Annotated in this window: 18 protein-coding genes and 1 tRNA gene; 13 read left to right on the forward strand and 6 right to left on the reverse strand. The window is 41.6% G+C overall.

The annotated features are described in order from the left end of the window. The first annotated feature begins 23 nt into the window (after positions 1 to 23). The 3 genes from ACQ2HE_RS08205 to miaA all read left to right on the forward strand — a co-directional run bounded on the left by ACQ2HE_RS08205 (position 24) and on the right by miaA (position 3,161). Complete coding sequence (locus ACQ2HE_RS08205; protein WP_430898712.1) at positions 24 to 1,577, forward strand: OmpP1/FadL family transporter; 1,554 nt, start codon at positions 24 to 26, stop codon at positions 1,575 to 1,577. A gap of 119 nt (positions 1,578 to 1,696) precedes the next feature. Further along, positions 1,697 to 2,260: an IS1096 element passenger TnpR family protein gene (locus tag ACQ2HE_RS08210; RefSeq protein WP_430898710.1), complete on the forward strand. Its 564-nt coding sequence runs from the start codon at positions 1,697 to 1,699 to the stop codon at positions 2,258 to 2,260. Between the two features lie 13 nt (positions 2,261 to 2,273). Continuing rightward, positions 2,274 to 3,161 carry a tRNA (adenosine(37)-N6)-dimethylallyltransferase MiaA gene (gene miaA / locus ACQ2HE_RS08215; protein WP_430898708.1) on the forward strand — a complete coding sequence of 296 codons (888 nt, stop codon included), beginning with the start codon at positions 2,274 to 2,276 and terminating at the stop codon, positions 3,159 to 3,161. Between the two features lie 324 nt (positions 3,162 to 3,485). Here the strand turns inward: miaA and ACQ2HE_RS08220 are convergent, their stop codons facing one another. From ACQ2HE_RS08220 to ACQ2HE_RS08235, 4 genes are read right to left on the reverse strand one after another with little or no spacing between them, the layout of a single operon-like run. Continuing rightward, positions 3,486 to 4,904: a CCA tRNA nucleotidyltransferase gene (locus ACQ2HE_RS08220; RefSeq protein ID WP_430898706.1), complete on the reverse strand. Its 1,419-nt coding sequence runs from the start codon at positions 4,902 to 4,904 to the stop codon at positions 3,486 to 3,488. Between the two features lie 18 nt (positions 4,905 to 4,922). Next, on the reverse strand, positions 4,923 to 5,930 hold the full coding sequence (locus ACQ2HE_RS08225) for a glycosyltransferase family 9 protein (RefSeq protein ID WP_430898704.1): 1,008 nt from the start codon (positions 5,928 to 5,930) through the stop codon (positions 4,923 to 4,925). 21 nt (positions 5,931 to 5,951) lie between these two features. Then, complete coding sequence (locus tag ACQ2HE_RS08230; RefSeq protein ID WP_430898702.1) at positions 5,952 to 6,521, reverse strand: L-threonylcarbamoyladenylate synthase; 570 nt, start codon at positions 6,519 to 6,521, stop codon at positions 5,952 to 5,954. After that, positions 6,518 to 7,639: a hypothetical protein gene (locus ACQ2HE_RS08235; RefSeq protein ID WP_430898700.1), complete on the reverse strand. Its 1,122-nt coding sequence runs from the start codon at positions 7,637 to 7,639 to the stop codon at positions 6,518 to 6,520. The genes ACQ2HE_RS08230 and ACQ2HE_RS08235 overlap by 4 nt, the downstream gene beginning before the upstream one ends. Positions 7,640 to 8,111: 472 nt before the next feature. Here ACQ2HE_RS08235 and ACQ2HE_RS08240 point away from each other — a divergent pair, with 472 nt between their 5' ends. The 6 genes from ACQ2HE_RS08240 (at position 8,112) to ACQ2HE_RS08265 (ending at position 12,500) form a co-directional block, all read left to right on the forward strand. After that, entirely contained in the window at positions 8,112 to 8,924 is an 813-nt protein-coding gene (locus tag ACQ2HE_RS08240) for a 2,3,4,5-tetrahydropyridine-2,6-dicarboxylate N-succinyltransferase (protein WP_430898698.1), read from the forward strand. A 15-nt stretch (positions 8,925 to 8,939) separates the two neighbouring features. Then, complete coding sequence (locus tag ACQ2HE_RS08245) at positions 8,940 to 9,848, forward strand: DMT family transporter (protein WP_430898696.1); 909 nt, start codon at positions 8,940 to 8,942, stop codon at positions 9,846 to 9,848. Positions 9,849 to 9,929: 81 nt separating this feature from the next. Then, a tRNA-Leu gene (locus ACQ2HE_RS08250) sits at positions 9,930 to 10,013 on the forward strand. A 684-nt stretch (positions 10,014 to 10,697) separates the two neighbouring features. Beyond that, positions 10,698 to 11,252 (forward strand): RNA polymerase sigma factor, encoded by a 555-nt coding sequence (locus tag ACQ2HE_RS08255; RefSeq protein WP_430898694.1) that lies wholly within the window; start codon positions 10,698 to 10,700, stop codon positions 11,250 to 11,252. Between the two features lie 4 nt (positions 11,253 to 11,256). Further along, entirely contained in the window at positions 11,257 to 11,601 is a 345-nt protein-coding gene (locus tag ACQ2HE_RS08260; RefSeq protein WP_430898692.1) for a hypothetical protein, read from the forward strand. 641 nt (positions 11,602 to 12,242) lie between these two features. Next, the gene (locus ACQ2HE_RS08265; RefSeq protein ID WP_430898690.1) at positions 12,243 to 12,500 is read left to right on the forward strand and encodes a hypothetical protein; all 258 of its coding nucleotides are present in this window, start codon (positions 12,243 to 12,245) and stop codon (positions 12,498 to 12,500) included. Positions 12,501 to 12,556: 56 nt separating this feature from the next. Here ACQ2HE_RS08265 and ACQ2HE_RS08270 read toward each other — a convergent pair whose 3' ends face one another. After that, positions 12,557 to 13,339, reverse strand: a complete 783-nt coding sequence (locus ACQ2HE_RS08270; RefSeq protein ID WP_430898688.1) for an NUDIX hydrolase — start codon at positions 13,337 to 13,339, stop codon at positions 12,557 to 12,559. Positions 13,340 to 13,553: 214 nt separating this feature from the next. Between ACQ2HE_RS08270 and ACQ2HE_RS08275 the strand changes: the two genes are divergently transcribed. Both ACQ2HE_RS08275 and ACQ2HE_RS08280 read left to right on the forward strand, forming a co-directional pair. Further along, on the forward strand, positions 13,554 to 13,949 hold the full coding sequence (locus ACQ2HE_RS08275; RefSeq protein ID WP_430898686.1) for a hypothetical protein: 396 nt from the start codon (positions 13,554 to 13,556) through the stop codon (positions 13,947 to 13,949). Between the two features lie 41 nt (positions 13,950 to 13,990). Next, on the forward strand, positions 13,991 to 16,336 hold the full coding sequence (locus ACQ2HE_RS08280; protein WP_430898684.1) for a beta-glucosidase: 2,346 nt from the start codon (positions 13,991 to 13,993) through the stop codon (positions 16,334 to 16,336). A 38-nt stretch (positions 16,337 to 16,374) separates the two neighbouring features. Here ACQ2HE_RS08280 and galK read toward each other — a convergent pair whose 3' ends face one another. Beyond that, entirely contained in the window at positions 16,375 to 17,526 is a 1,152-nt protein-coding gene (galK, locus tag ACQ2HE_RS08285; RefSeq protein ID WP_430898682.1) for a galactokinase, read from the reverse strand. A gap of 183 nt (positions 17,527 to 17,709) precedes the next feature. On the opposite strand from galK, the gene ACQ2HE_RS08290 reads away from it, so the two are divergent. Both ACQ2HE_RS08290 and ACQ2HE_RS08295 read left to right on the forward strand, forming a co-directional pair. Further along, positions 17,710 to 18,795 carry a hypothetical protein gene (locus ACQ2HE_RS08290; RefSeq protein WP_430898680.1) on the forward strand — a complete coding sequence of 362 codons (1,086 nt, stop codon included), beginning with the start codon at positions 17,710 to 17,712 and terminating at the stop codon, positions 18,793 to 18,795. A gap of 355 nt (positions 18,796 to 19,150) precedes the next feature. Next, positions 19,151 to 20,833: an alpha-L-fucosidase gene (locus tag ACQ2HE_RS08295; protein ID WP_430898678.1), complete on the forward strand. Its 1,683-nt coding sequence runs from the start codon at positions 19,151 to 19,153 to the stop codon at positions 20,831 to 20,833. Positions 20,834 to 21,133: the final 300 nt, after the last annotated feature.

Raw genomic sequence — 21,133 nt, forward strand, 5'->3', positions numbered from 1 at the left:
TGCCTATACTCAAAGAAATTGTCATGAAACGAATCCTTTACACATTTTCCTTTCTTACTATAGCGCTGGTTTCCAAAGCGCAATTACCTGAAGACGCCTTAAGAGTAGGTTGGTCACTTCCATCCGGTACTGCCAGAACCATGGCTATTGGCGGCGCGATGGCAGGATTGGGCGGAGAAATTACAGCTACTCATATTAATCCGGCCGGTATTGGTTTGTATAAAACCAATGAATTTGTTTTATCGCCCGGAATTAATTTGCTTGGTAGCAAAGGAAGTTTTAGAGGTACAGATGCTTCGGCATCGAGCAGTTCTGCATTCGGACTTGGGACCAGTGGTTTTGTATTCACGCTTGGTGGTGCTAAAACGGGGAATGGCAAGTGGACCAGTAAGGCCATTAGCTTGACCGTGAACAGAACAGCGAATTTTGGTGGTACTACTTATTATAAAGGTCTGAATACCTATAGTTCCTTTTCAGAACCCTTGGCCAATGAATTTGCGAATTCAAACCTAACCATAGATCAGGCGTTGAACAGTTCCAATGTTTCGATGCTAACTAAAATGGCTTTGTACACTTATTTAGTGGATACGATGACCGTTTTGGGTCAAAAGCAAGTGATTTCAAGAGCGGAAATGGCCGGTGCGGTGAATCAAGAATACAAGGCAACCACCAAAGGTGGGGTAACTGAATTTGCCTTGGGCTACGGTACCAATATGGACGATAAGTTTTACCTAGGTTTAGGAATAGGCATCCCTGTTATGAATTATGAAAGAACGGCTACCTATACAGAATCTGATGCCAACGGTAGAGGAAACAATGAATTTGCTTACAGTACTTATTCTGAAACGTTTACTTCGAAAGGTGTTGGGGTGAATTTAAAATTAGGTATGATGTTCAAACCAATTGAAAGGTTGCGATTTGGATTGGCTGTTCACACACCTACTTTATATACTTTGGATGAGAAGATCACTGCAAGCATGACCACTGATATAGATACGGCTACCGGTTCAGTGAAAGTATTTACAGTAAATTCAAAAGATCTGTACAATGGAGAAAATCCTCAAACCAAATATGACTTATCAAGCCCTTGGAGATTTATTCTGGGTGGAACCTATATTTTGAATGAGGTAGAAGATGTTACAAAGCATCAGGGTTTTATTACTGCAGATGTGGAGTATGTGACCTACGGTTCTTCAAGATTTTCCGCTAGTGGAAATGAATCTGGTTCAACAGGCGGTAATTTTAAAGCAGTTAACGACGCTGTAAAAGCTGCTTACAAAGGAGCATTGAATGTGAAAGTGGGTGGTGAGTTGAAATTCAAGGTGATCATGGCTCGTTTAGGATTTGCGTATTTTGGAAGTCCTTACGATGATAAAGAACTCAAGGCCAATCGCATGAACATTAGCGGTGGATTAGGGTATCGCAACAAAGGATTTTTTATTGACCTTACTTATGTACATAGCTTAACCAAAGATGTCAATTTCCCTTATCGAGTTGATCCTCCTCGATTGAATACTTTTGCCAGTTTGAGAGACAGAGCAAGTAATGTGATGGTGACCTTGGGTGTGAAGTTTTAGGAATCAATCAATAAAGTCTTTGATAGCAGCCTCAACCTCGGTTGGGGCTGTATTGTTTTTGGGGGGGTGAAGGCGTTCGGGGTGAATTTCCTATCTTCGTAGTATAATAAATAACCTTTATGGCTGTTTTAAAATTCCGCATTTATTTCGAAGAGGATGATAGTATTTATCGTGACGTGGCTATTAAGCATACGCAGTCGTTTTCAGAACTGCATGCTGTTATTTTGAAAGCCTATGAGTTCGACAATAAACACCAGGCTACTTTTTATAGAAGCAATGACAATTGGCAGCGTGGCAGAGAAATTAGTTTGGCGAAATACGATAAGCAATACAAAGTAGAACCATTATTAATGGAGGATACTCCTGTTGGAACAGAGATCAAGATTCCAAGCCAGAAGTTTATATATGTGTATGATTTTGCTAAGAATTGGACTTTCTTAGTTGAATTGATTCAAGTAGGAAAAGATGATTCCGGTAGAACTGATTTCCCGGCTGTAGTTCGTTCAGAAGGTATTGCGCCTTCGCAATATGGAACCAAAGGATTGGTAGGTGATAAACTTGCTGAAATGGAAGAGAAATACGATCTATCAGCCGGCGCTGAAGGATTTGGAGAGGAGGGTGAAGAAGGGGAATCAGATTCGGATGAATTTGCCGGTGAGGAAGAAGCAGGAGACGAATTTTAAGAAAGAAGGCCTTATGCAAAAGCCTCTTTGTATTGTAATAGCAGGCCCAACGGCCGTAGGAAAAACTGCCTTGTCGATTGAATTGGCGAGGCATTTTAATTGTTACATATTATCGGCCGATTCCAGGCAATGTTATAAAGAACTCTCTATTGGAGTGGCAAGGCCCAGTGCTGAAGAATTGGCTGCCGCACCTCACTATTTTATAGCTTCTCACAGTATTGAAGAAGAAATTACTGCAGCCTTTTATGAACGCTATGCTTTGCAAGTAACCGAAGAAGTATTCCAAAAAGACAAAGTATTGATTGTTGTTGGAGGCACCGGACTTTATCTAAAAGCTTTTTTAGAAGGCCTTGATCAAATACCGGCTATCGATCCTGAGATTCGTTCGAATTTGAATGCAGCATATGAAGAAAAAGGAATGGAGTGGCTGCAATTGACCTTAAAAGAGGAAGATCCTGAATACTATGCAAGTGGTGAGATTCAGAATCCGCAAAGGATGCTCAGGGCATTGGAAGTGAAAAGAGGCACCGGTCATTCGATACGAAGTTTTCAAGTACAACAAAAGGCTGAACGGAATTTTGATGTGGTGAAGTTTTGTGTAGACATGGATCGGGAATTGCTGTATGAACGAATCAATCAACGGGTGTTGAATATGTTGGAGCAAGGATTGGTTGAAGAAGTGCGTTCTCTTCTGCCCTATCGGCATTTGAATGCGTTGAATACGGTTGGTTATGCTGAAATTTTTGATTACCTGGATGGGAGCATTTCATTGGATAGAGCGGTGGAGTTGATTCAACGAAATACGAGGCATTATGCGAAAAGGCAGATGACTTGGTTTCGGAAGGAAGGGTATGTGTTTGGGGGGAGGGAAGTGATTTTGGAGAAGTGTGGGGAGTTATAAGTTTTTTAGTTTTGCGCTGCTGCGATGTTTGATGTATTCACCGCAAAGAGCGCAAAGCCCGCAAAGGAGTCGCAAAGAATAGTCTTTTTGCATTCGTCCTCTTTTCCATCTTCCCGACTCTCGATCTTTATCTTTCACCGCGGCGGTCCTTCGACTGAACCTTCGGTTCGCCCTTCGACAAGCTCAGGAACCGCTCAGGAACCTCGCAGCGTGCGCTGCGTTTTCGCAGCGACGACAGCTCTCTGTATTTCCTCCTTCCTCGTCTCCTCTCATCCTCCCTCCTGTATTCTGGCTGTTCAATTATTAATTCTTACTTCTTAATTCTTAATTCCTTTTCTCCAACCCCATACTCGCCGCCTGCTCTAACATGTATTGATAGGCAGCATCGTAATCGTTGGAGATGATACCATCGAGAATGGCTTCGCGAATGCGGGTTTTAAGATCGCCTACGGGTTTTGAAGGAGGTAGTCCAAATACTTCCATGATGAGTTCGCCTGTAATGGGTGGTTGCCAGTTACGGATTTTATCCTTCTCCTCTACTTCTTTCAATCGTTGACGCACCAACTCGAAATTTTCTAGATAGCGTTTTACCTTTTGCTTGTTTTTAGAAGTGATATCGGCTTCACAAAGCAACATCAAATTCTCAATATCTTCCCCTGCATCAAAAAGCAATCTTCGTATAGCCGAATCTGTGATATTTTCTTTTGTCAAACTAATTGGGCGCAAATGCAGCTCCACCATTTTCCTCACAAAGCGCATGGGTTCATGCAAGGAAAGGCGCCATTTGGTGAAGATCTTTGGAACCATTCTTCCTCCTACTACTTCATGGCCGTGAAAGGTCCACCCATGGCCGTTTTCAAAACGCTTGGTTGCAGGCTTTCCTATGTCGTGAAGAAGGGCGGCCCAGCGCAACCATAGATCATTGGTGGTGGGGGCAATATTATCGACCACTTGCAAAGTATGGTAGAAATTGTCTTTATGACCGTGGCCATCGATGTATTCAGCTCCGGCTAAATCGACCATGGCCGGGAAGATCAATTTCATTAGTCCGGTTTTGTAAAGCAGGTCTAAGCCTACTGATGGCTTTTTGCTTAATAATATTTTATTGAACTCATCAGTGATGCGTTCTTGGGTAATTATCTTAATTCGGTGCGCATTGTCTTGAATGGCTTGCAGCGTAACTGGTGCAATGGTGAATTGCAATTGAGAAGCAAACCGAATGGCGCGCATCATGCGCAAAGGATCGTCGCTAAATGTAGTAAGTGGATCCAGAGGAGTTTGAATCAGTTTATTGCTTAAGTCTACCAATCCATTGAAAGGATCAATGAGTGTACCATAATCGGCTTGATTCAAGCTAATGGCCATGGCATTGATGGTAAAATCACGGCGGTTCTGATCGTCTTCGATGGTACCGGGTTCTACTTCCGGATTGCGTGATTCGTGGCGGTAGCTTTCTTTTCTTGCTCCTACGAATTCAATTTCCCAATCGTCGATTTTGATTTGAGCTGTGCCGAAATGCTTAAAAAAAGCCACGGTTGGTTCCGGTTGAAAACGTTTCGCTACGGCATGGGCTAGGGCAATGCCGTCTCCTACGCATACAATGTCGGCATCTTTGGTAGGTCGGCCCAAGATTTTATCTCTCACAAATCCACCAATGATGTAAGCAGGCACGCCAATTTCAGCAGCGGCTGCGGCGATCTTTTTAAATACAAAGGCTTCTTTATGTGAGTATTCGATGTTCACGGATCTAAATTACAAAAACTAGCTCGCTTGAAGGGTTTCCAGTAATTGCGCTACTTTAATGGTGTTCGCGCAATTGAAATGTTGTTTAGGACAGGAAGCCTGACCGTGTAGCCCGCAGGGTCTACAGTCTAAACTTTCTTTAGTTTCTACCACATAAGACCGGTCACTCAAGGGACCAAAACCAAAGGACGGTAAGGTAGAACAATAAACAGCGGTAACCGGTGCATTCAAAGCCGAAGCGAAATGCATGGGAGCTGAATCGTTCACATAATTCATTACAGCTTTTTCTTGTAAGGCTGCAGACTGCAACAAACTCAATTCACCGCAAAGCGATTGCAGTTTGTCTTTTTGTTGAACACCGCTGTAAATAGCTTCAGCGAGTGATTTATCAGATGGTGCGCCAATAATGTATATTTTGTAATCACGAGGCAGTTGGTCAATCAATTCCACCCATTTTGCAACAGGGTATTGTTTGGTAAACCATACTGAAGCCGGCGCAATTACAATATAAGGGTTTGATTGAAGCGACTGAACCTTCGCATAGTCGGTATCGGTAGGATACAATCGCGGTTTTACGGGGATTAAGTCGCCCGTTAAAGGTTCGATGAGTGATTGATTGCGGTTTACTTCGTGCAAGGGTTGATCGGGAGTACTGATCACGTGTTTGATTCTTTTGGAAAAGAAAACACTCCAAGGGTTTTTATCGAAACCGATGGTCATTTTAGCTCCTGAAAAAGTGGTGAGAAACCCGGTGGCAGCAAAACGTTGAATATTTACCACTACATCGTAACGATTGCGGCGAATGGTTTTGAGCATTTGCCAGAGATGCGGGTATTTTGATTTTGTTTTATCCCAAACGAGCAGTTCATTGATGAAAGGATGCCCTTTTAACAATCCATCGTTCCCTTTACGAACCAGGAAATCGAGTTTCACATCGGGGTAAACGAGGTGTAATTTTTCGAGAACGGCGGTTGCCAGAACCACATCGCCAATAAAAGCCGTTTGTATCACAAGTATCTTTTGCATGCGCCGCAAAGTTACGAATTATCAGGGACGAATCACTGTATAAACGCCATTATCACCCCATTTAATGATGGTAGAGGGAAGTTTGGGTGATGTGTCGTTTTGTCGGTGGTTCATGATATAATCTACACCCTGCTTTATATCCTCACTAATTTCAGCATAAAAAGCCGGGGAAGCCTGTCCTGAGATATTTGCAGAAGTGGACACCAAGGGTTTTCCAAGGCGCTTGATGATGGCCTTGCATAACTCATCTTTGCAAATTCGAATCCCAATACTCCCATCTGCATTGATCACATTGTCGGCTAAACCAATAGCTCCGTCATAAATAATGGTCGTAGGCTTGGAAACAGTTTCCAAAAAATCGAATACCTGAACATCGGGAGCCGCGATGTATTGAAGGAGTGAACGTTCATCTGCCAACAAAACGATCATGCTTTTAGACTCTGCTCTCTTTTTAAGTGCATATATTTTTGCTACCGCTGTTTCATTGGTAGCGTCGCAACCAATGCCCCAAATAGTATCGGTGGGGTACAAAATTATCCCACCTTCTCTCAAAGTGTTTACTGCTGCTGCAATGTCTTGTTCCAAACTCATGCGTTCCATTCCAATTTAAACACGGTAAATTCTTTGTTGATAAACCCACCTAAATTGACGACTTCTGCTTTCATCAACTGATTGGAATCCAAAATTACGTGAGAATCGATTTCGGTCATCCCTTTTTCTTTGGCAGTAGTTAGCAGCGCATCAGCAAGAAGGGTGGTTACGCCTCGACCTCTGAGACCGGGTTCTACAGCACCTAGCAGTAATACAAGCTTTTTTGAAGTTTTTAAAGCCTTAAGCAAGTAGAACAGCCCAAAGGGGAAAAGCTTGCCTTTGGCTTTTTGTAGTGCTTCGGAAATATCAGGCATTGATACTACAAAACCGACTACTTCTTGTTTTGGATCAACTACTACTTTCACTAAAGTTGGGTCAAGGATGGGCAGATATTGTTTTGCCAGTTTGTGAATTTCTTCGTCGGTCATGGCCACAAATCCGAATAAATGGCTATAGGTTTTGTTTACTAAATGAAGTACCGGAATAATAAAAGGCTTGAGTTGCTTTTTAGAGGTAAGTTTCAAAATTTTGAAATACCCTTGCTTTTGTGCGCGTTCACAAACCGCTTTATAAATACCTGGTAATTGCTCGGGGATGGGTAAGTGATAACTCAATGCTTTTACATGAGGGTGGAAACCATATTGAAGTAAAAACTGTGGCAGGTATTCCGGATTTGCAGGCGTGAGTAATACGGATCGCACTTCGAATCCGGCCGTTTTGTATCCCTGCGGGTCTTTATCAGAAAAGCCATAGGGACCAATTATTGAAGTCATGCCATGTGATTTTGCCCAGGTGATGACTTCATTCAAAAGTGCCTTCATCACTTCAAGATCGTTGATACAATCAAGTTGATAAAAGCGGGCTTCTTTCAGTCCATGTTGTTTATTGTATGGCGGATGGATGATTCCCATAATTCGACCAACCGGCACATCCTCTTTAAAAATCAACCATTTTTGTGTGATGCAGTATTGAAGAGCTTCGTTGTGTTTGGGATTGTGAAACTTGAATTCATCAGCATAAATGGGTGGAACGAACAATGGATCGTTGGCATACAGTTTATTGGGAAGGTAAATGTATGTTTTAAGAAGTTTAGGGGTTATTGGGCGAATGGCGAGCATGGGGGAAGTTAATTAATAATTAAGAAGTAAGAATTGAAACAGCCGGGAGTAATTAATAATTAATAAGTAATAATTAATAATTGAACAGCCAGAATACAGGAGGGAGGATGAGAGGAGACGAGGAGGGAGGAAATACAGAGAGCCTGTAAACGCTGCGTTACCGCTGCGCACGCTGCGAGGTTCCTGAGCGAACCGAAGGTTCAGTCGAAGGACCGCCGCGGTGAAAGAAAAAGATCGAGAGTCGGGAAGATGGAAAAGAGGATGAATCCAAAAGACCATTCTTTGCGACTTCTTTGCGGTCTTCGCGATCTTTGCGGTGAATGTATAAAGCAGCGCAGTTGCGCAAAACTCAAAAACTTACAACTTACAACTCTCTTCCCGTACCAAACCAATTCCTTCCAACCGAGGCCTGCTTTCTGAAACATCGTAAAGTCGGCTGAATGGCGTAAATTCGCTGAAATTTTTGAAAAAAATGGACTTAAAAGAACTGATTTTAGCGGCCTGGTCGAACCGGGAATTATTAAAAGATAGTCAATACAGCGATGCTGTTCGTGCGGTAATTGAAGAAGTGGACAAGGGTCGTTTAAGAACGGCTGAGCCAACAGAAAATGGCTGGCAAGTGAATGAGTGGGTAAAGCAAGCGATTTTGATGTATTTCGGGATTCAGCAAATGAAGACCTATGAATTGGCCCCATTTGAGTTTTATGATAAAATGTTATTGAAGAAGGATTATGCGAGCATGGGTGTTCGTGCGGTTCCTCATGCCGTAGCGCGTTATGGAGCTTATTTAGCGAAGAATGTGGTATTGATGCCGAGCTATGTAAACATTGGTGCGTTTGTTGACGAAGGCACGATGGTTGATACTTGGGCTACTGTGGGCAGCTGTGCTCAAATAGGAAAAGGAGTTCACTTAAGTGGTGGCGTAGGAATTGGCGGAGTACTTGAACCATTGCAAGCGAGTCCTGTTATTATTGAAGACGGATGCTTTATTGGAAGTCGTTGTATTGTAGTAGAAGGGGTTATTGTGGAGAAAGAAGCTGTTTTAGGGGCGAATGTAGTGTTAACACAATCGACCAAGATTATTGATGTAAGCGGACCTGAGCCGGTAGAAATGAAAGGTCGCGTGCCTGCAAGAAGCGTGGTAATTCCCGGAACCTATAATAAAGAATTCCCTGCCGGAACTTACGGTGTTGGATGTGCGCTAATCATTGGCAAACGCAAACCGAGTACCGATTTAAAAACAAGCTTAAACGACGCTCTACGTGATTTCAATGTGAGCGTGTAAGAAGGAGCGGATTATTTGAGTACGAAACATACCATTACGTTTGCCGGTTTTTTACTGGCATTTGTTGGATCACTTTTTTTCTCTACCAAGGCCATCATGGTTAAATATGCATTTGGCGATGTAAAGCTGGATGCCGTTAGCCTGTTGGCCTTGCGTATGTTTTATGCAGTTCCGATGTATGCAGCCGTGTTGTTTTGGCTCTACAGAAAAGAGCGCATGCCGCAGTTAAAAGGCAGAGAATGGATAGCCGTGTTGGGATTGGGTTGCATGGGATATTATGTAAGCAGCTATTTGGATTTTGTGGGGTTGCAGTTTGTTTCTGCCGGACTGGAGCGATTGATTCTCTTCCTCTACCCCACTTTTGTATTGTTCATCAATCATTGGTTTCTCAAACACAAGATGGAACGCCTGCAAGTAATGGCGATTGCTATTACGTATTTGGGATTGTTTGTGGCTTATGCGGGAGAAGTAGCGGTGGTAGATGTAACACCCAATTTCATATTGGGTTCGGTGTTGATCTTTCTTTGTGCCATTACCTATGCTATCTATATAGCTGGCAGTGGTAAAATCATTCCAAAAGTGGGGGCTACGGCTTTTACGGCGTATGCAATGTTGGCGGCCTCTTTTGGAGTACTGCTTCATTTTTTTGTATCGCATCCGGGTCAGCAAGCGGTTCTGTGGAACGAGCGGTATTGGATCTATGGGGTGTTATTGTCGGTAGTGGCTACGGTGCTTCCCTCGTTTATGATATCGGGGGCGATGAAGCGAATTGGGAGTAACAATGTGGCGATCATATCGAGTATTGGTCCTGTGAGCACCATTTTGCAAGCGCATTTTATTTTAAATGAACCGATTACGGTGATGCAGGTATTGGGAACGGTGTTGGTGATTGTGGGGGTGTTGATGTTGGGCAGGAAGAAATAGGCTTTAGGTGTTAGGCGTTAGGCTTTGGGTAATAAGTTGGTTGAAAAATCGGTAAAACGTTTTATATTTGCCGCCCTGAATGCCCAGGTGGCGAAATTGGTAGACGCACTGTGTTCAGGTCGCAGCGTTCGAAAGGATGTGCTGGTTCGAATCCAGTCCTGGGCACTTAAAAAATGGCTTCCGAAAGGGAGCCATTTTTAGTTGTACGAATTTGATGGATCAGTTCGTTTGGTTGGTAGGGTTGTTCATCGCGGCGAGAAAGAGGACGCGGAGAAGCGCGGAGGGTTTCCAACCTGTACAATCATCAAAATAGTTCGGTCCATAACAGCGCATTTACTTTTTCTGTGAGCAGTTTTGACTGCCTTAACTATTGAACTACTTCAAAAGCCGATCCTTTTGATCTGTAGAAAGATGTATACAGTAAAGTAAGCATAGTTCAATAAAGTCAACTATAATAAAAGATGCCCTCCATTCAATAATTGAAAATAGTTTTCAATATACTCATAACCGTTATCTCGTGCAACTATTTCATCAATTCACAAATCATCATTCTAAGATGATTTATAAGTGACCGATTGAAAATTGAAAACGCCCCAAAAGGAAGGATGCAGGGAAGGTTATACCAATCATGTTATTGTACATAGCAATAACAAATCTCCTAAGAACTTATTTGAAGGCGCCAGCTCGATCGCGCCTTTGGACGCAAAAATCATGACTTTGCAGAAAAAGCGATTATTTTATGAATTTGTTTAAAGTAAAACCGATCGTCCCACGTCTTCTACCTAAAGCAGCCAAAAAGGTAGTAAATTGGAACCGCATTCAGTCATCTTAAATCATTCGGAATCAACCATGAGCGATCGAAGCAGAGAGAGATCGGTAAGTACAGCCGTTTCCAAATATGGAAAGCAGCTCTTTGCTTTTATTCGTGGGAAAGTGAACAAATTGGAAGACGCCGAGGATATTCTGCAAGACGTATGGTACCAGTTCAGCAGATTGGCCAATGTAGATGAATTGGAAAGCGTGAGTGGCTGGTTGTATTCGGTAAGTAGGAATAAAATTACAGACCTCTACCGAAAGAAAAAGCCCGATTTGATTGATGACTTTTCTCAGGAGGATGAAGACGGAGCGCTCCAACTCCGGGAAATGCTTTTGATGGACAATAACAATCATCCAGAAAAAGAATATTTCCGTGAGCTGATCTGGGAAGAGTTGTTAAAAGCGTTGAATGAGCTACCTGAAAAGCAGCGAAAGGTATTTGTTCTAAATGAAATGGAAGACAGAACACTGCAGTCGATCGCCGATGAAGAAGGTGAAAATTTAAAAACCATCATCAGCCGTAAATTATACGCAGTAAAATTTCTTCGCAAAAAATTAGAACCATTGTATCACGAATTATATATCTAAGGATATGAAAAAAAGATTTATTTTTTTAGCCCCCTTGTTTGTTGCAGCATTTTTTACCTTTGTGTTTGTAGTGATGTGGTTGTGGAACCACTTAATGCCCGGCATTTTCGGACTGAGAGAAATCAGCTATTGGGAAGCTTTCGGCCTCTTCCTCTTGAGTAAACTATTGTTTGGCGGCTTCCATGGCGGCGGCGGCAGAAGCAAATGGAAAGATTGTGATGGACCCGGTAGAAGGGAATGGCGCAGAATGAGCGCTGAAGAAAAACAGAAATACAAAGAAGAAATGAAAGGGAAATGGAGAGAATGGTGCGGGGAGAAGAAAACTGAGAAAGAACAGGGTGATAATTAATAATTAAGAATTAATAATTAAACAGCCGGGATAATTAATAATTAATAATGAAATAGCCGGAGAACAGGAACGAGGAAATACAGGGAAACTGCCAGCGCTGCGGACGCTGCGCCGCTGCGGTGAAAAATAAAGGGGAGTTATTGAGAAGGAAGAGGTAGACTATCCATCTTGTAAATCCTGATCGCAGTTAAGTTGAATGAATATCGGTGATTAATCTGCGAATCTGTGATCAAAAAAAACCGAATTCTCAATTTGATATTTAACCATCGGAATTTTCAATCAGTTTACTTTACCGCAAAGAAACGAAGAACGCAAAGTTCCGCAACGAAAACCGTGCGACTCCTTCGCGATCTTAGCAGGCACCGCGGTGAACATCCCAAGCAGCGAAGCTGCGAAAAACTTAATAACAAATAACTCAATAACTCAAAACTTTATCTAAAGGTAAATCTGTTTTAATTAGTGGTATCTGTGGTAAGTTTCACATCAACCTTGCCAACACTTTGCGTAACTTTTTAACCTTCTAATTCCTTTGCGATAAAAAGAGCAGCGCAGCTGCGTTGTAGCTCATACTACCTTAACATTTCTTTTAAAGTAACAAACCGGCTCCCCCGTCTTCAATAGTATAACAAACCTTTTTTACCATGATCTCAAGATTTTTTGGAGCAGTGATAGGAGGTGCTTTGGCAGCAACCTTATTCATATTATCAGGCCCTATATTGATTCTCGTACTATTAGCCAGATTTATCGTTTCCCCTTTTGGTTCGTCGCGAATGCGCTTTTCTCGAAGAAGACCCGTATTCGTATATACCAGAAGTTATCAAAATACAGATCGCTTTCAAGAGCCGATTAGAACGATGAGTGAAGAAGAATACGAGCGATTGAGAAATCAACGAAATTAATAGGCCAATGAAGGTGGTTTGTGATGAATTACAAACTCGGAGCTAAAAAAAGAGTGCTAGACCTTCGAAATAAACCGATACAGGTAAGGAGCTTTATAGGCCTTACCTGTATATTTTTTCTCCAATCGTTCCAGAATGTTCATGCTCAGCATTTTTCTTTGAAAATTGGTGCGATCGAATGCTTTCTGGTATACGGCTTCATACAATTTTTGCAATTCACCCATGGTAAAGGTTTCATTCAATAAATTGAAGCCTACTAGTTTTTGATCGAGGTCTATTTGCAAGCGCTCAATGGCTTTCTTAACTATGAGTGCGTGATCGAGATAGAGCTTTGGAAGTTTCTTAACATCCACCCATTTCATTTCTGTTACAAACTCTTCGCTCAGTAATTCAACATTGGCTTCATCGATCAGTGCGTAGTAACAAACCGAGATGAATCGCTGATCAAACCAATTCTTTACATCCCTATCTTTTGCTAATTCCTGGAACCACTCTCCCATCATGTGACCTTGAGATCGATTGACGGCACCCGTAGTATAAAACTGCTCCAAATAAATATTACCAATACCCGATCTTTCTTTCAAAATTCTCAAAGCCGCATCGTCTAATTCTTCTGTTTTCTCAATAAACCCTCCCGGTAAACAATAAAAAGGTATATCACCGTATCTAATCAGCAGGACTTTTAATTCATCGTCGTGGAAACTAAAAATAACCGTGTCAATAGAAACCCCCGGCATGTACTTTTCACGTACTTCTGCCATGTTTACATCGATGGATCTCACCAACGATTTCATTCGCTCCTTTTCCCTTCCCTTTCCCTTTCCGCCCTTGGTTGCCATGCTACTTTGTATCTAGTTGATATTCAATTAATTATTCGATAATTGCGCCGAAACTTGAGCGCCCACTTCATCAAAAATGTCGAAAAAAGCCTGCCCTGCAAAACTTTTTTACTCGCAATCTACAAAAATAAGTATCATTGTGTCATAATGACTCAATGAAGGGTTGCAGCTTCCTTGGTCATTCCATCATTTAATAACGAATCAAATTTTCTGTATGAAAAAAATCTCCTTCCTGCTTACCATTCTTATGGTGAGTGTTTTTTCAATGAATGCCTTTTCGCAAAGTTCACCCGCTCCTGCTCCTGCAGATTTCTTTGCCGGTAAATGGAATGTTGTAATCAAGAATACACCACAAGGTGATGCGAAATTGGTTTTCAATTTCACCAAGAAAGATGGTGCTTTAAGCGGAGTAGTAACCGATTCTGCGGGTACCGAAATTTCAAAAATGAGCAATTTGGAAGTGAAAGAAAATGAGGTAACCGTTTCTTTCTCAGCACAAGGCTTCGATTTAACCATTACTCTTACTAAAAAAGACGAGGATCATTTAACCGGCATGTTGATGAACATGTTTGAAGTAGAAGCCATTCGCATCAAAGAAGAGAAAAAATAAAATAACTATTGGTATAGCAATCGTTAATTCATTTATCACGTATGAAAAAAATTCTGTTAGTACTGTTTGCCGCATTGGTAACAGGAACCATGTTCGCGCAAGCACCTCAATTTGGCAAAGCACCTTTGAAAGAAGTGATCAAAGCCATGACCGTCGAGGAAAAAGCAAAAATTGTAGTGGGTAAAGGCTTTATCATCGCCGGTTTGAATATGGGACAAACCGACAAAACGCCCGATAAAATTGAAGGCGTTTCGGGACATACTGTTCCCATTGCACGATTGGGCATTCCCTCTGCAGCTTTGGCTGATGGACCTTCCGGAGTGCACCGCTTTATGACGGGTAAAGATTCTGCCAACGGCTATTTCACTACTGCATTTCCTATTGGAACATTATTGGCCTCCAGTTGGGACACCGCCTTAGTGCGTAAAGTAGGAACTGCATTCGGCGCAGAAATCAAGGCCTATGGCATTGATTTTATATTAGGACCAGGCATGAATATTCACCGCAATCCATTAGGAGGTAGAAATTTCGAATATTATTCAGAAGATCCGTTGGTGACGGGAGAAATAGCCGCGGCAATAATTAAGGGCATTCAATCACAAGGTGTGGGTGCAACAGTAAAACACTTTGCTGCGAATAATCAAGAAACCAACCGTAATTCTGTTAATACCATCGTAAGTGAACGCACCCTTCGTGAAATCTACTTGCGTGCTTTCGAAATTGCGATCAAAAAATCGCAGCCTTGGGCCGTAATGAGTTCTTACAATTTGATCAACGGAACTTTTGCATCAGAAAACAGTGATCTGTTGAAGACTGTATTAAAAGACGAATGGGGTTACAAAGGATTTGTGATGACCGATTGGTTTGGAGGCAAAGATCCCGTTGCGCAAATGAAAGCGGGGAACCATTTGTTGATGCCCGGAACAGAAGCGCAAGTAAAAACAATTGTAGCTGCTGTAAAAAAAGGAGAATTGGCTGAATCCATTCTTGATGAAAACGTGGAAGCCATTCTAACAGTGTTATTGAAAACACCTGTGGCGAAAAACTATGCATTCAACAATAAGCCTGATTTAAAAAAGGCTGCGCAGGTTTCAAGAGAAGCCGCTGCAGAGGGAATGGTATTGCTGAAAAATGCACAGGGAAGTTTGCCCTTTGCAAAAACAACCGGTTCTGTGGCCTTATTCGGAAACAGAGGGTATGAGATGATCACAGGCGGAACAGGAAGTGGTGAGGTAAGTTATGAACACGCTGTTTCTTTAGCAGAAGGATTGAAGAATGCAGGGTATGCTACCGACGCTTCTTTGGCGTTGAAATACAGCAGTTACATGAGTGACTATCTGAAAAAGCATCCGAAGAAATCTTTTGTTCAGGAGTTCATGAACCCTACCCCACCTGCTGAAGAATTATCGCTCAGTGATGAAGAAATTGCAACGGCGGCTACCAACAATCAAACCGCTATCTTTTATTTATCAAGAAATGCCGGAGAAGGAAAGGATAGAAAAGTAGAGAACGACTATCAACTTTCAGAAACAGAAATAAAGAATTTTGAAAAAATTGCTGCTGCATTTCATGCTAAGGGCAAAAGAGTGATTGCGGTAGTCAATGCAGGAGGAGTGGTTGATCTGAGTTTATTGAAAGAAAAAGCAGACGCTATCTTATTGGCTTGGCAACCCGGGAACGAAGGAGGCAATGCTATTGCCGACATCATTAGTGGCAAAGTGAACCCTTCCGGAAAACTAGCCACCAGTTTTCCAGGTAATTATAAAAAAGAACCTACGGCTCCTTACTTCCCAGGAAAAGAGTTTCCTGAAAAGGCTACTGTTGGTTTGATGGGAATGAAAACCGTTCCGGCAGAAGTAACCTATACTGAAGGCATTTACATGGGATACCGTTATTTCAACACCTTCAATGTAAAACCCTTGTTTGAATTTGGCTATGGTCAATCGTACACCAGTTTCAAATACAGCGGTGTTAAACTTAGTGCACCTGATTTCGACGGTAGCATCAAAGCAACGGTTACCATTACCAATACCGGAAAGAAAGCCGGCAAAGAAGTGGTGCAATTGTATTTGGGAGCTCCGAATTCAAAACTCGACAAGCCGGTTTCGGAATTGAAAGGTTTTGCAAAAACAAAGCTCTTGCAACCCGGTGCTTCGCAAACCATCACCTTTACATTGAAACCGGAGGACCTCGCCTCTTTTGATACAGAGCGTTCTTCTTGGATAGCTGATGCAGGAAAATATACCATCAGCATTGGTGCCTCTAGTTTGGACATCAAGTCAAGTGCTAATTTCCAATTGGCAAAGGAATTGATTGTAGAGAAATTGCATGCGGCTTTGAAACCACAGGGAGTGGTGGACGAGTTGAAAGTGAAAAAAGGGTTTTAACTAATGGGTGAATTTGTTGAGTGGGGAATGAGTTAACCTCAACTTAATAGAGTCGTTCCATTTTCAATACTAACGTGATGCACGGTTAAGGCTTTTTGCATCTGTTTTTGATACGACTCGGAGAGGGTGTTTACGATTTCGTGAACACCTTCTTCTTTTATGATATTGATGGTGCAACCACCAAAGCCGCCACCCATCATCCTAGAGCCTAACACATGGGGATGATTCTTCACGGCTTCCACTAAAAAATCGAGTTCCGGGCAACTTACTTCGTATTCTTTACTAAGTCCCTCATGAGTCCGAAACATTTTCTTCCCAAATGCTTCAATGTTACCTGTTTCCAAATCATCACATCCGGATAATAAACGGATATTTTCTTCCACCACGAATTTACAGCGCTGATAAATGAGCGCGTCTTTTGGCAATACGAGCTGTTTGAGTTGATCCAAACTAATGTCTCGTAATGATCTTACTTCAGGATATACTTCTTGCACCCAGGCCACGCCGGTTTCACATTGTTCTCTTCGAACATTGTATTCGGATGAAGCGAGGGAATGTTTCACATTGGTATCGAACAATACAATTTTATAGCCATTCAATTGTAAAGGCTTGTATTCATATTCGAGGGATTTGCAATCGAGTTTGATCACATGGTCTTTCTTTCCAAAACCACTGGCAAACTGATCCATGATACCACATTTTACACCGGCGTATTCATGTTCTGCTTTTTGAGACAGTTTCACCAAATCGATTCTTGAAAGTGGATGTTCAAAAGCGGTACTCAATGCCATTGCCATGGCGCATTCTATTGCTGCGGAAGAACTGAGTCCGGCACCTACCGGCACATCGGAGCTTAAAGCTGCTTCAAATCCGGACAGCGCAAATCCTGCTTTTTGAAATTGTGCAACCACTCCAAGAAGGTAGTTGGGCCAAGAAGGTTGGGATTGTAGTGCAAGATCTTGAAGTTCAATTTCAAATCGTTGCTCCCAATCGGCCGAATGCAGTACTATACGATTATCGGTTCTTTTATTAAGGACGATATAAGCTGCTTTATCAATAGCTGCCGGTAGAACAAAGCCTTCGTTGTAATCGGTATGTTCACCGATGAGATTGATACGGCCGGGAGATTTTACCAGAACGGATTTTTCTATGAGATAAGGCTTAAGTCTTTGCGGAAAAGAATCGGTCATAAGTAAGAAATAAAATGCAAATATATCTAAGAGTGTTGATAAGCGTACTATCCCCAAGGTATTGACTTGTAATATATTATACATAATCAAACTCGCCGTACTATTTTTATTCATTGATAACCAACAAGATGCGGTTAACATACTTAAACTAAAATTCCTACGTTATTAAACAAATCCCTACCAGTGAAAACACGTCTACTATTATCAGGCTTGTTATTGGCAGCTACTGTATCTGCCCAAAGAAATGTGGACTTAGACAAGTTCTCCATTTCAGCTCAATACCGAGCTCTTCCCCAAATACAAATTGATACCACTTACCGAACATTCAATGTAGAAATCGAGACAACGCGATTGATGCAGCCATTGCTGAATACGATCAGTCCGGAAAAATCGGTTTGGATTGATGGTTGGAGAAAATTAGACCGGGATGGTCATATCCGAATTAAAATAAGATTCGAAGACATTTTACCGGAAAGTGTTTCTACTAAAGAACGTATTGAGACGATCAAAAACAGAAACGGCCAAATAACAGGTACGCGCACTTACTATTCGCAAGAAGTGATCTATACTTTTCAAGCCAATGCAATCTTAGAAGATTATAGAGGCATGAACTTAGAAGAAAGAATGCTCGCCAATAGAAATAATAAAATGGTATACCGAAGTCCTGAGTTTGCAATTAAAACTGTTGCTGACGGATACTTCGCATTGAATTCTATTTCTATTGCACAAGATTTATTTAGAAGAAATGTTCAAAATGCGGTGAACAATTTAAGTAATCAGCTTACAAGAGATTACGGTTATCAAACTGTTACAAGTACCGATATCATGTGGATCGTAGGAAGCAGAAAAGATGCTGAATACGATGATCACAGAAAAGCATTCCAAATTGTAAGTGATGCATTCTTTAGAATGAGCGCCGATAAGCCTACCGATGAAATCAGAGAAATGCTCCAACCGGCTATTGACTACTTCAATAAAATAAAAAGAGTATATAATGGAAAAAGCAAGCGGGAGCGCAAGCTTCGTTATGCGAGCTACTACAACTTAGCAGTAATTTACTATTATTTAGACGATCCTATGGCTATGATGAATGAAGCGAAAGGCCTTCGTTTGAATGATTATGACACCGGTGATGCTACCGGTTTTGAACACTCGGCAACCAATTTGAAGAATGTTCTTCAAATCAACAATATGAATACTCGTCACTTCCCTATTGACATTACTAAGTTCAAAGGGCCGTATGAACGTACAGACGTAACGAGTAAATAAGTTTAGGATAATCAGTTATGGTTAGGGGTGGCCTTGGTCGGCACCCCTTTTTAATTTTTAAGCACCCAAAAAAAATGGGGCCGCAGCCACCTGCGTACCCCAACTAACCTAACCTATGACCATTGTGAGAAATCTAAATTCAATTAAACTATATCAGTACTTAAATGAATGATGCCGATACAATTCATTTGGTTGGGCAGCTTCCAAAAAATTAGGAATACGAAAGGGGAGAATTGTAATAGACTTAACTGTTTCTAAGAATACTTTCTAAATAAATTTAAAATCAGATCTGGGTCTGCCATTGAATGGTTGAGCCCTGAAATTCATTTATTTTAGCGAAATAATTTTTTCTAAAATGAATAAGAAAATAGCACTTGGTTGTTTGTTGGTGTTTGAGTTCCTTTTTGCAAATGCACAAAAATCAGACATCGCCGTACCTAGTGCCGTGCAATACCAGTGGCAAGAACGTGAACGCATCATGTTCGTGCATTTTGGCGTAGCTACATGGACCGGCAACGAATACGATGAAACAGGAAAATTTGATATCAGTCGGTTGAATCCTTCAAAGCTGAACACCGACCAATGGTGTGAAGTGGCGAAATCTTGGGGTGCGAAAGAAATCATTTTTGTAGCGAAACATGTGGGTGGATTTTGTTGGTGGCCTACAAAAACCACCGAATACTGTGTACGCAATATTCCTTGGAAAAATGGCAAAGGCGATTTGATGAAAGAAGTAGCCGCTTCTTGCAAGAAATATGGAATTAAGATGGGCGTGTACATCTATCCGGGCGACGTAGCCTATGGAGCCGGTATTGGAAGCGGAGGCAAAACAAAAGATCCTAGTTTACAAGAAGCCTATAATAAAGTGTTTCGTCAACAATTAACAGAAGTTCTGACAAACTATGGCGAAATGGCTGAGGTTTGGTTTGATGGAAACTGTGTCGTAGAAGTGGGCGATATATTAAAGAAGTATGCTTCAAAAGCAACGATCTTTCAAAGTCCTTATGCAAGCTTGCGTTGGCCGGGTACTGAATCGGGCAAGCTCAGTTACCCGGTTTGGAATACGGTTCCCTCCGGTAGATTGAAATTGGGATTGGCCACGCAGTACGATGATACTCCTGATGGTGATGCTTGGGCGCCACTAGAAGCCGATGCGCCCTTGTATGATCATTATTGGTTTTGGAGTAAGGAAAAAGAAAAGAAACGCAAGTCTTTAGAAGAACTGATTGATATGTACTACAAATCTGTAGGCTATGGAGGGAATTTATTGATCAACTCTTGTCCCGACACCACCGGTTTAATAGTTCCCGATGATGTATCCTTGTATCGAGCTTTCGGAGCTGAGCTACAAAAGCGTTTTGAAAAGCCGGTAGCACAACTCAAATTACCCATTGCCATCAACCCGATTTTACATTTCCAAAAGCCAACTGCCATCAATCATATCGTATTGGAAGAACAGTATCAATACGGTCATAGAATCAGGGCCTACACCATTGAAGCAAAAGTGAATGGGAAATGGGTGGAAATAGCGAAAGGAGAATCGGTGGGACGCAAAAAAATCGAAGCATTCAAAACAATCACTACTACGGACATTCGAATTAATGTAACCAAAAACAAATTGGCCCCTAACTGGCGATCGGTTTCAGCCTATCATGTTTCGAATTTTGAACCCAGTGTAACCATTCAAAACGACCCCGAGTGGAAAGTGTGCGGCAGCTATGATACTAAGACCTTTAAAAATGGCGCAGACACCTTGGTATTGAATTTGGATTCCTTCATCACCAAACCCGGTCAGTACGAAATTGCCATGGTAGCCGATGTTGCCATTACCGGCACCTATATAGTAGAAACCTATCTTGAATTTGATGGAGAAAACACCCAACAGGAATACTTACAGAAAACGGGACACAGTTCTTTCAATATCAATAGAACCGCCCAAATAGACCGCAACAGTCATACAAAGCTCACACTCTATATGAAATCGGACAATGAAGTGTTTCAGAATAGAGGGGTGTTTAAGATACGAGCAAGACGATAGATTGAAAGCAGCTTACTATGCTAAGTAACAAAAACGATGGTTTTCCGGCCCCGGCAGTTATGCTGCAATAAGACTTTCCTCTTATTGACATTAAAATACAATTCTTAAGAAAAAACGAAATCCAAAATCAACTGATAACCATTGAGTAGTGCCAAACGCTCCAATCGTAAGCTTTTTGTTAATTAGGTTCTTTCTTTTAAAACAGAGAAAAACCCAGATTTAGCTCTAAGCATTTCCTTCTATATTCGAAAAATTCCAATCAAATTAAAATTGAAAATATAAGAAACGGAGGGTTTGTAC

This window comes from Endoryza foliicola, from assembly GCF_050589245.1.
Classification (GTDB): Bacteria; Bacteroidota; Bacteroidia; order Chitinophagales; family Chitinophagaceae; genus Endoryza; species Endoryza foliicola.

Coding starts and splice junctions, on each gene's coding strand:
- ACQ2HE_RS08235 (WP_430898700.1), bottom strand. CDS start 7,639: ATGCTCGCCATTCGCCCAATAACCCCTAAACTTCTTAAAACATACATT.
- ACQ2HE_RS08205 (WP_430898712.1), top strand. CDS start 24: ATGAAACGAATCCTTTACACATTTTCCTTTCTTACTATAGCGCTGGTT.
- ACQ2HE_RS08270 (WP_430898688.1), bottom strand. CDS start 13,339: ATGGCAACCAAGGGCGGAAAGGGAAAGGGAAGGGAAAAGGAGCGAATG.
- ACQ2HE_RS08275 (WP_430898686.1), top strand. CDS start 13,554: ATGAAAAAAATCTCCTTCCTGCTTACCATTCTTATGGTGAGTGTTTTT.
- ACQ2HE_RS08210 (WP_430898710.1), top strand. CDS start 1,697: ATGGCTGTTTTAAAATTCCGCATTTATTTCGAAGAGGATGATAGTATT.
- ACQ2HE_RS08255 (WP_430898694.1), top strand. CDS start 10,698: ATGAGCGATCGAAGCAGAGAGAGATCGGTAAGTACAGCCGTTTCCAAA.
- ACQ2HE_RS08265 (WP_430898690.1), top strand. CDS start 12,243: ATGATCTCAAGATTTTTTGGAGCAGTGATAGGAGGTGCTTTGGCAGCA.
- miaA (WP_430898708.1), top strand. CDS start 2,274: ATGCAAAAGCCTCTTTGTATTGTAATAGCAGGCCCAACGGCCGTAGGA.
- ACQ2HE_RS08280 (WP_430898684.1), top strand. CDS start 13,991: ATGAAAAAAATTCTGTTAGTACTGTTTGCCGCATTGGTAACAGGAACC.
- galK (WP_430898682.1), bottom strand. CDS start 17,526: ATGACCGATTCTTTTCCGCAAAGACTTAAGCCTTATCTCATAGAAAAA.
- ACQ2HE_RS08225 (WP_430898704.1), bottom strand. CDS start 5,930: ATGCAAAAGATACTTGTGATACAAACGGCTTTTATTGGCGATGTGGTT.
- ACQ2HE_RS08260 (WP_430898692.1), top strand. CDS start 11,257: ATGAAAAAAAGATTTATTTTTTTAGCCCCCTTGTTTGTTGCAGCATTT.
- ACQ2HE_RS08230 (WP_430898702.1), bottom strand. CDS start 6,521: ATGAGTTTGGAACAAGACATTGCAGCAGCAGTAAACACTTTGAGAGAA.
- ACQ2HE_RS08240 (WP_430898698.1), top strand. CDS start 8,112: ATGGACTTAAAAGAACTGATTTTAGCGGCCTGGTCGAACCGGGAATTA.
- ACQ2HE_RS08295 (WP_430898678.1), top strand. CDS start 19,151: ATGAATAAGAAAATAGCACTTGGTTGTTTGTTGGTGTTTGAGTTCCTT.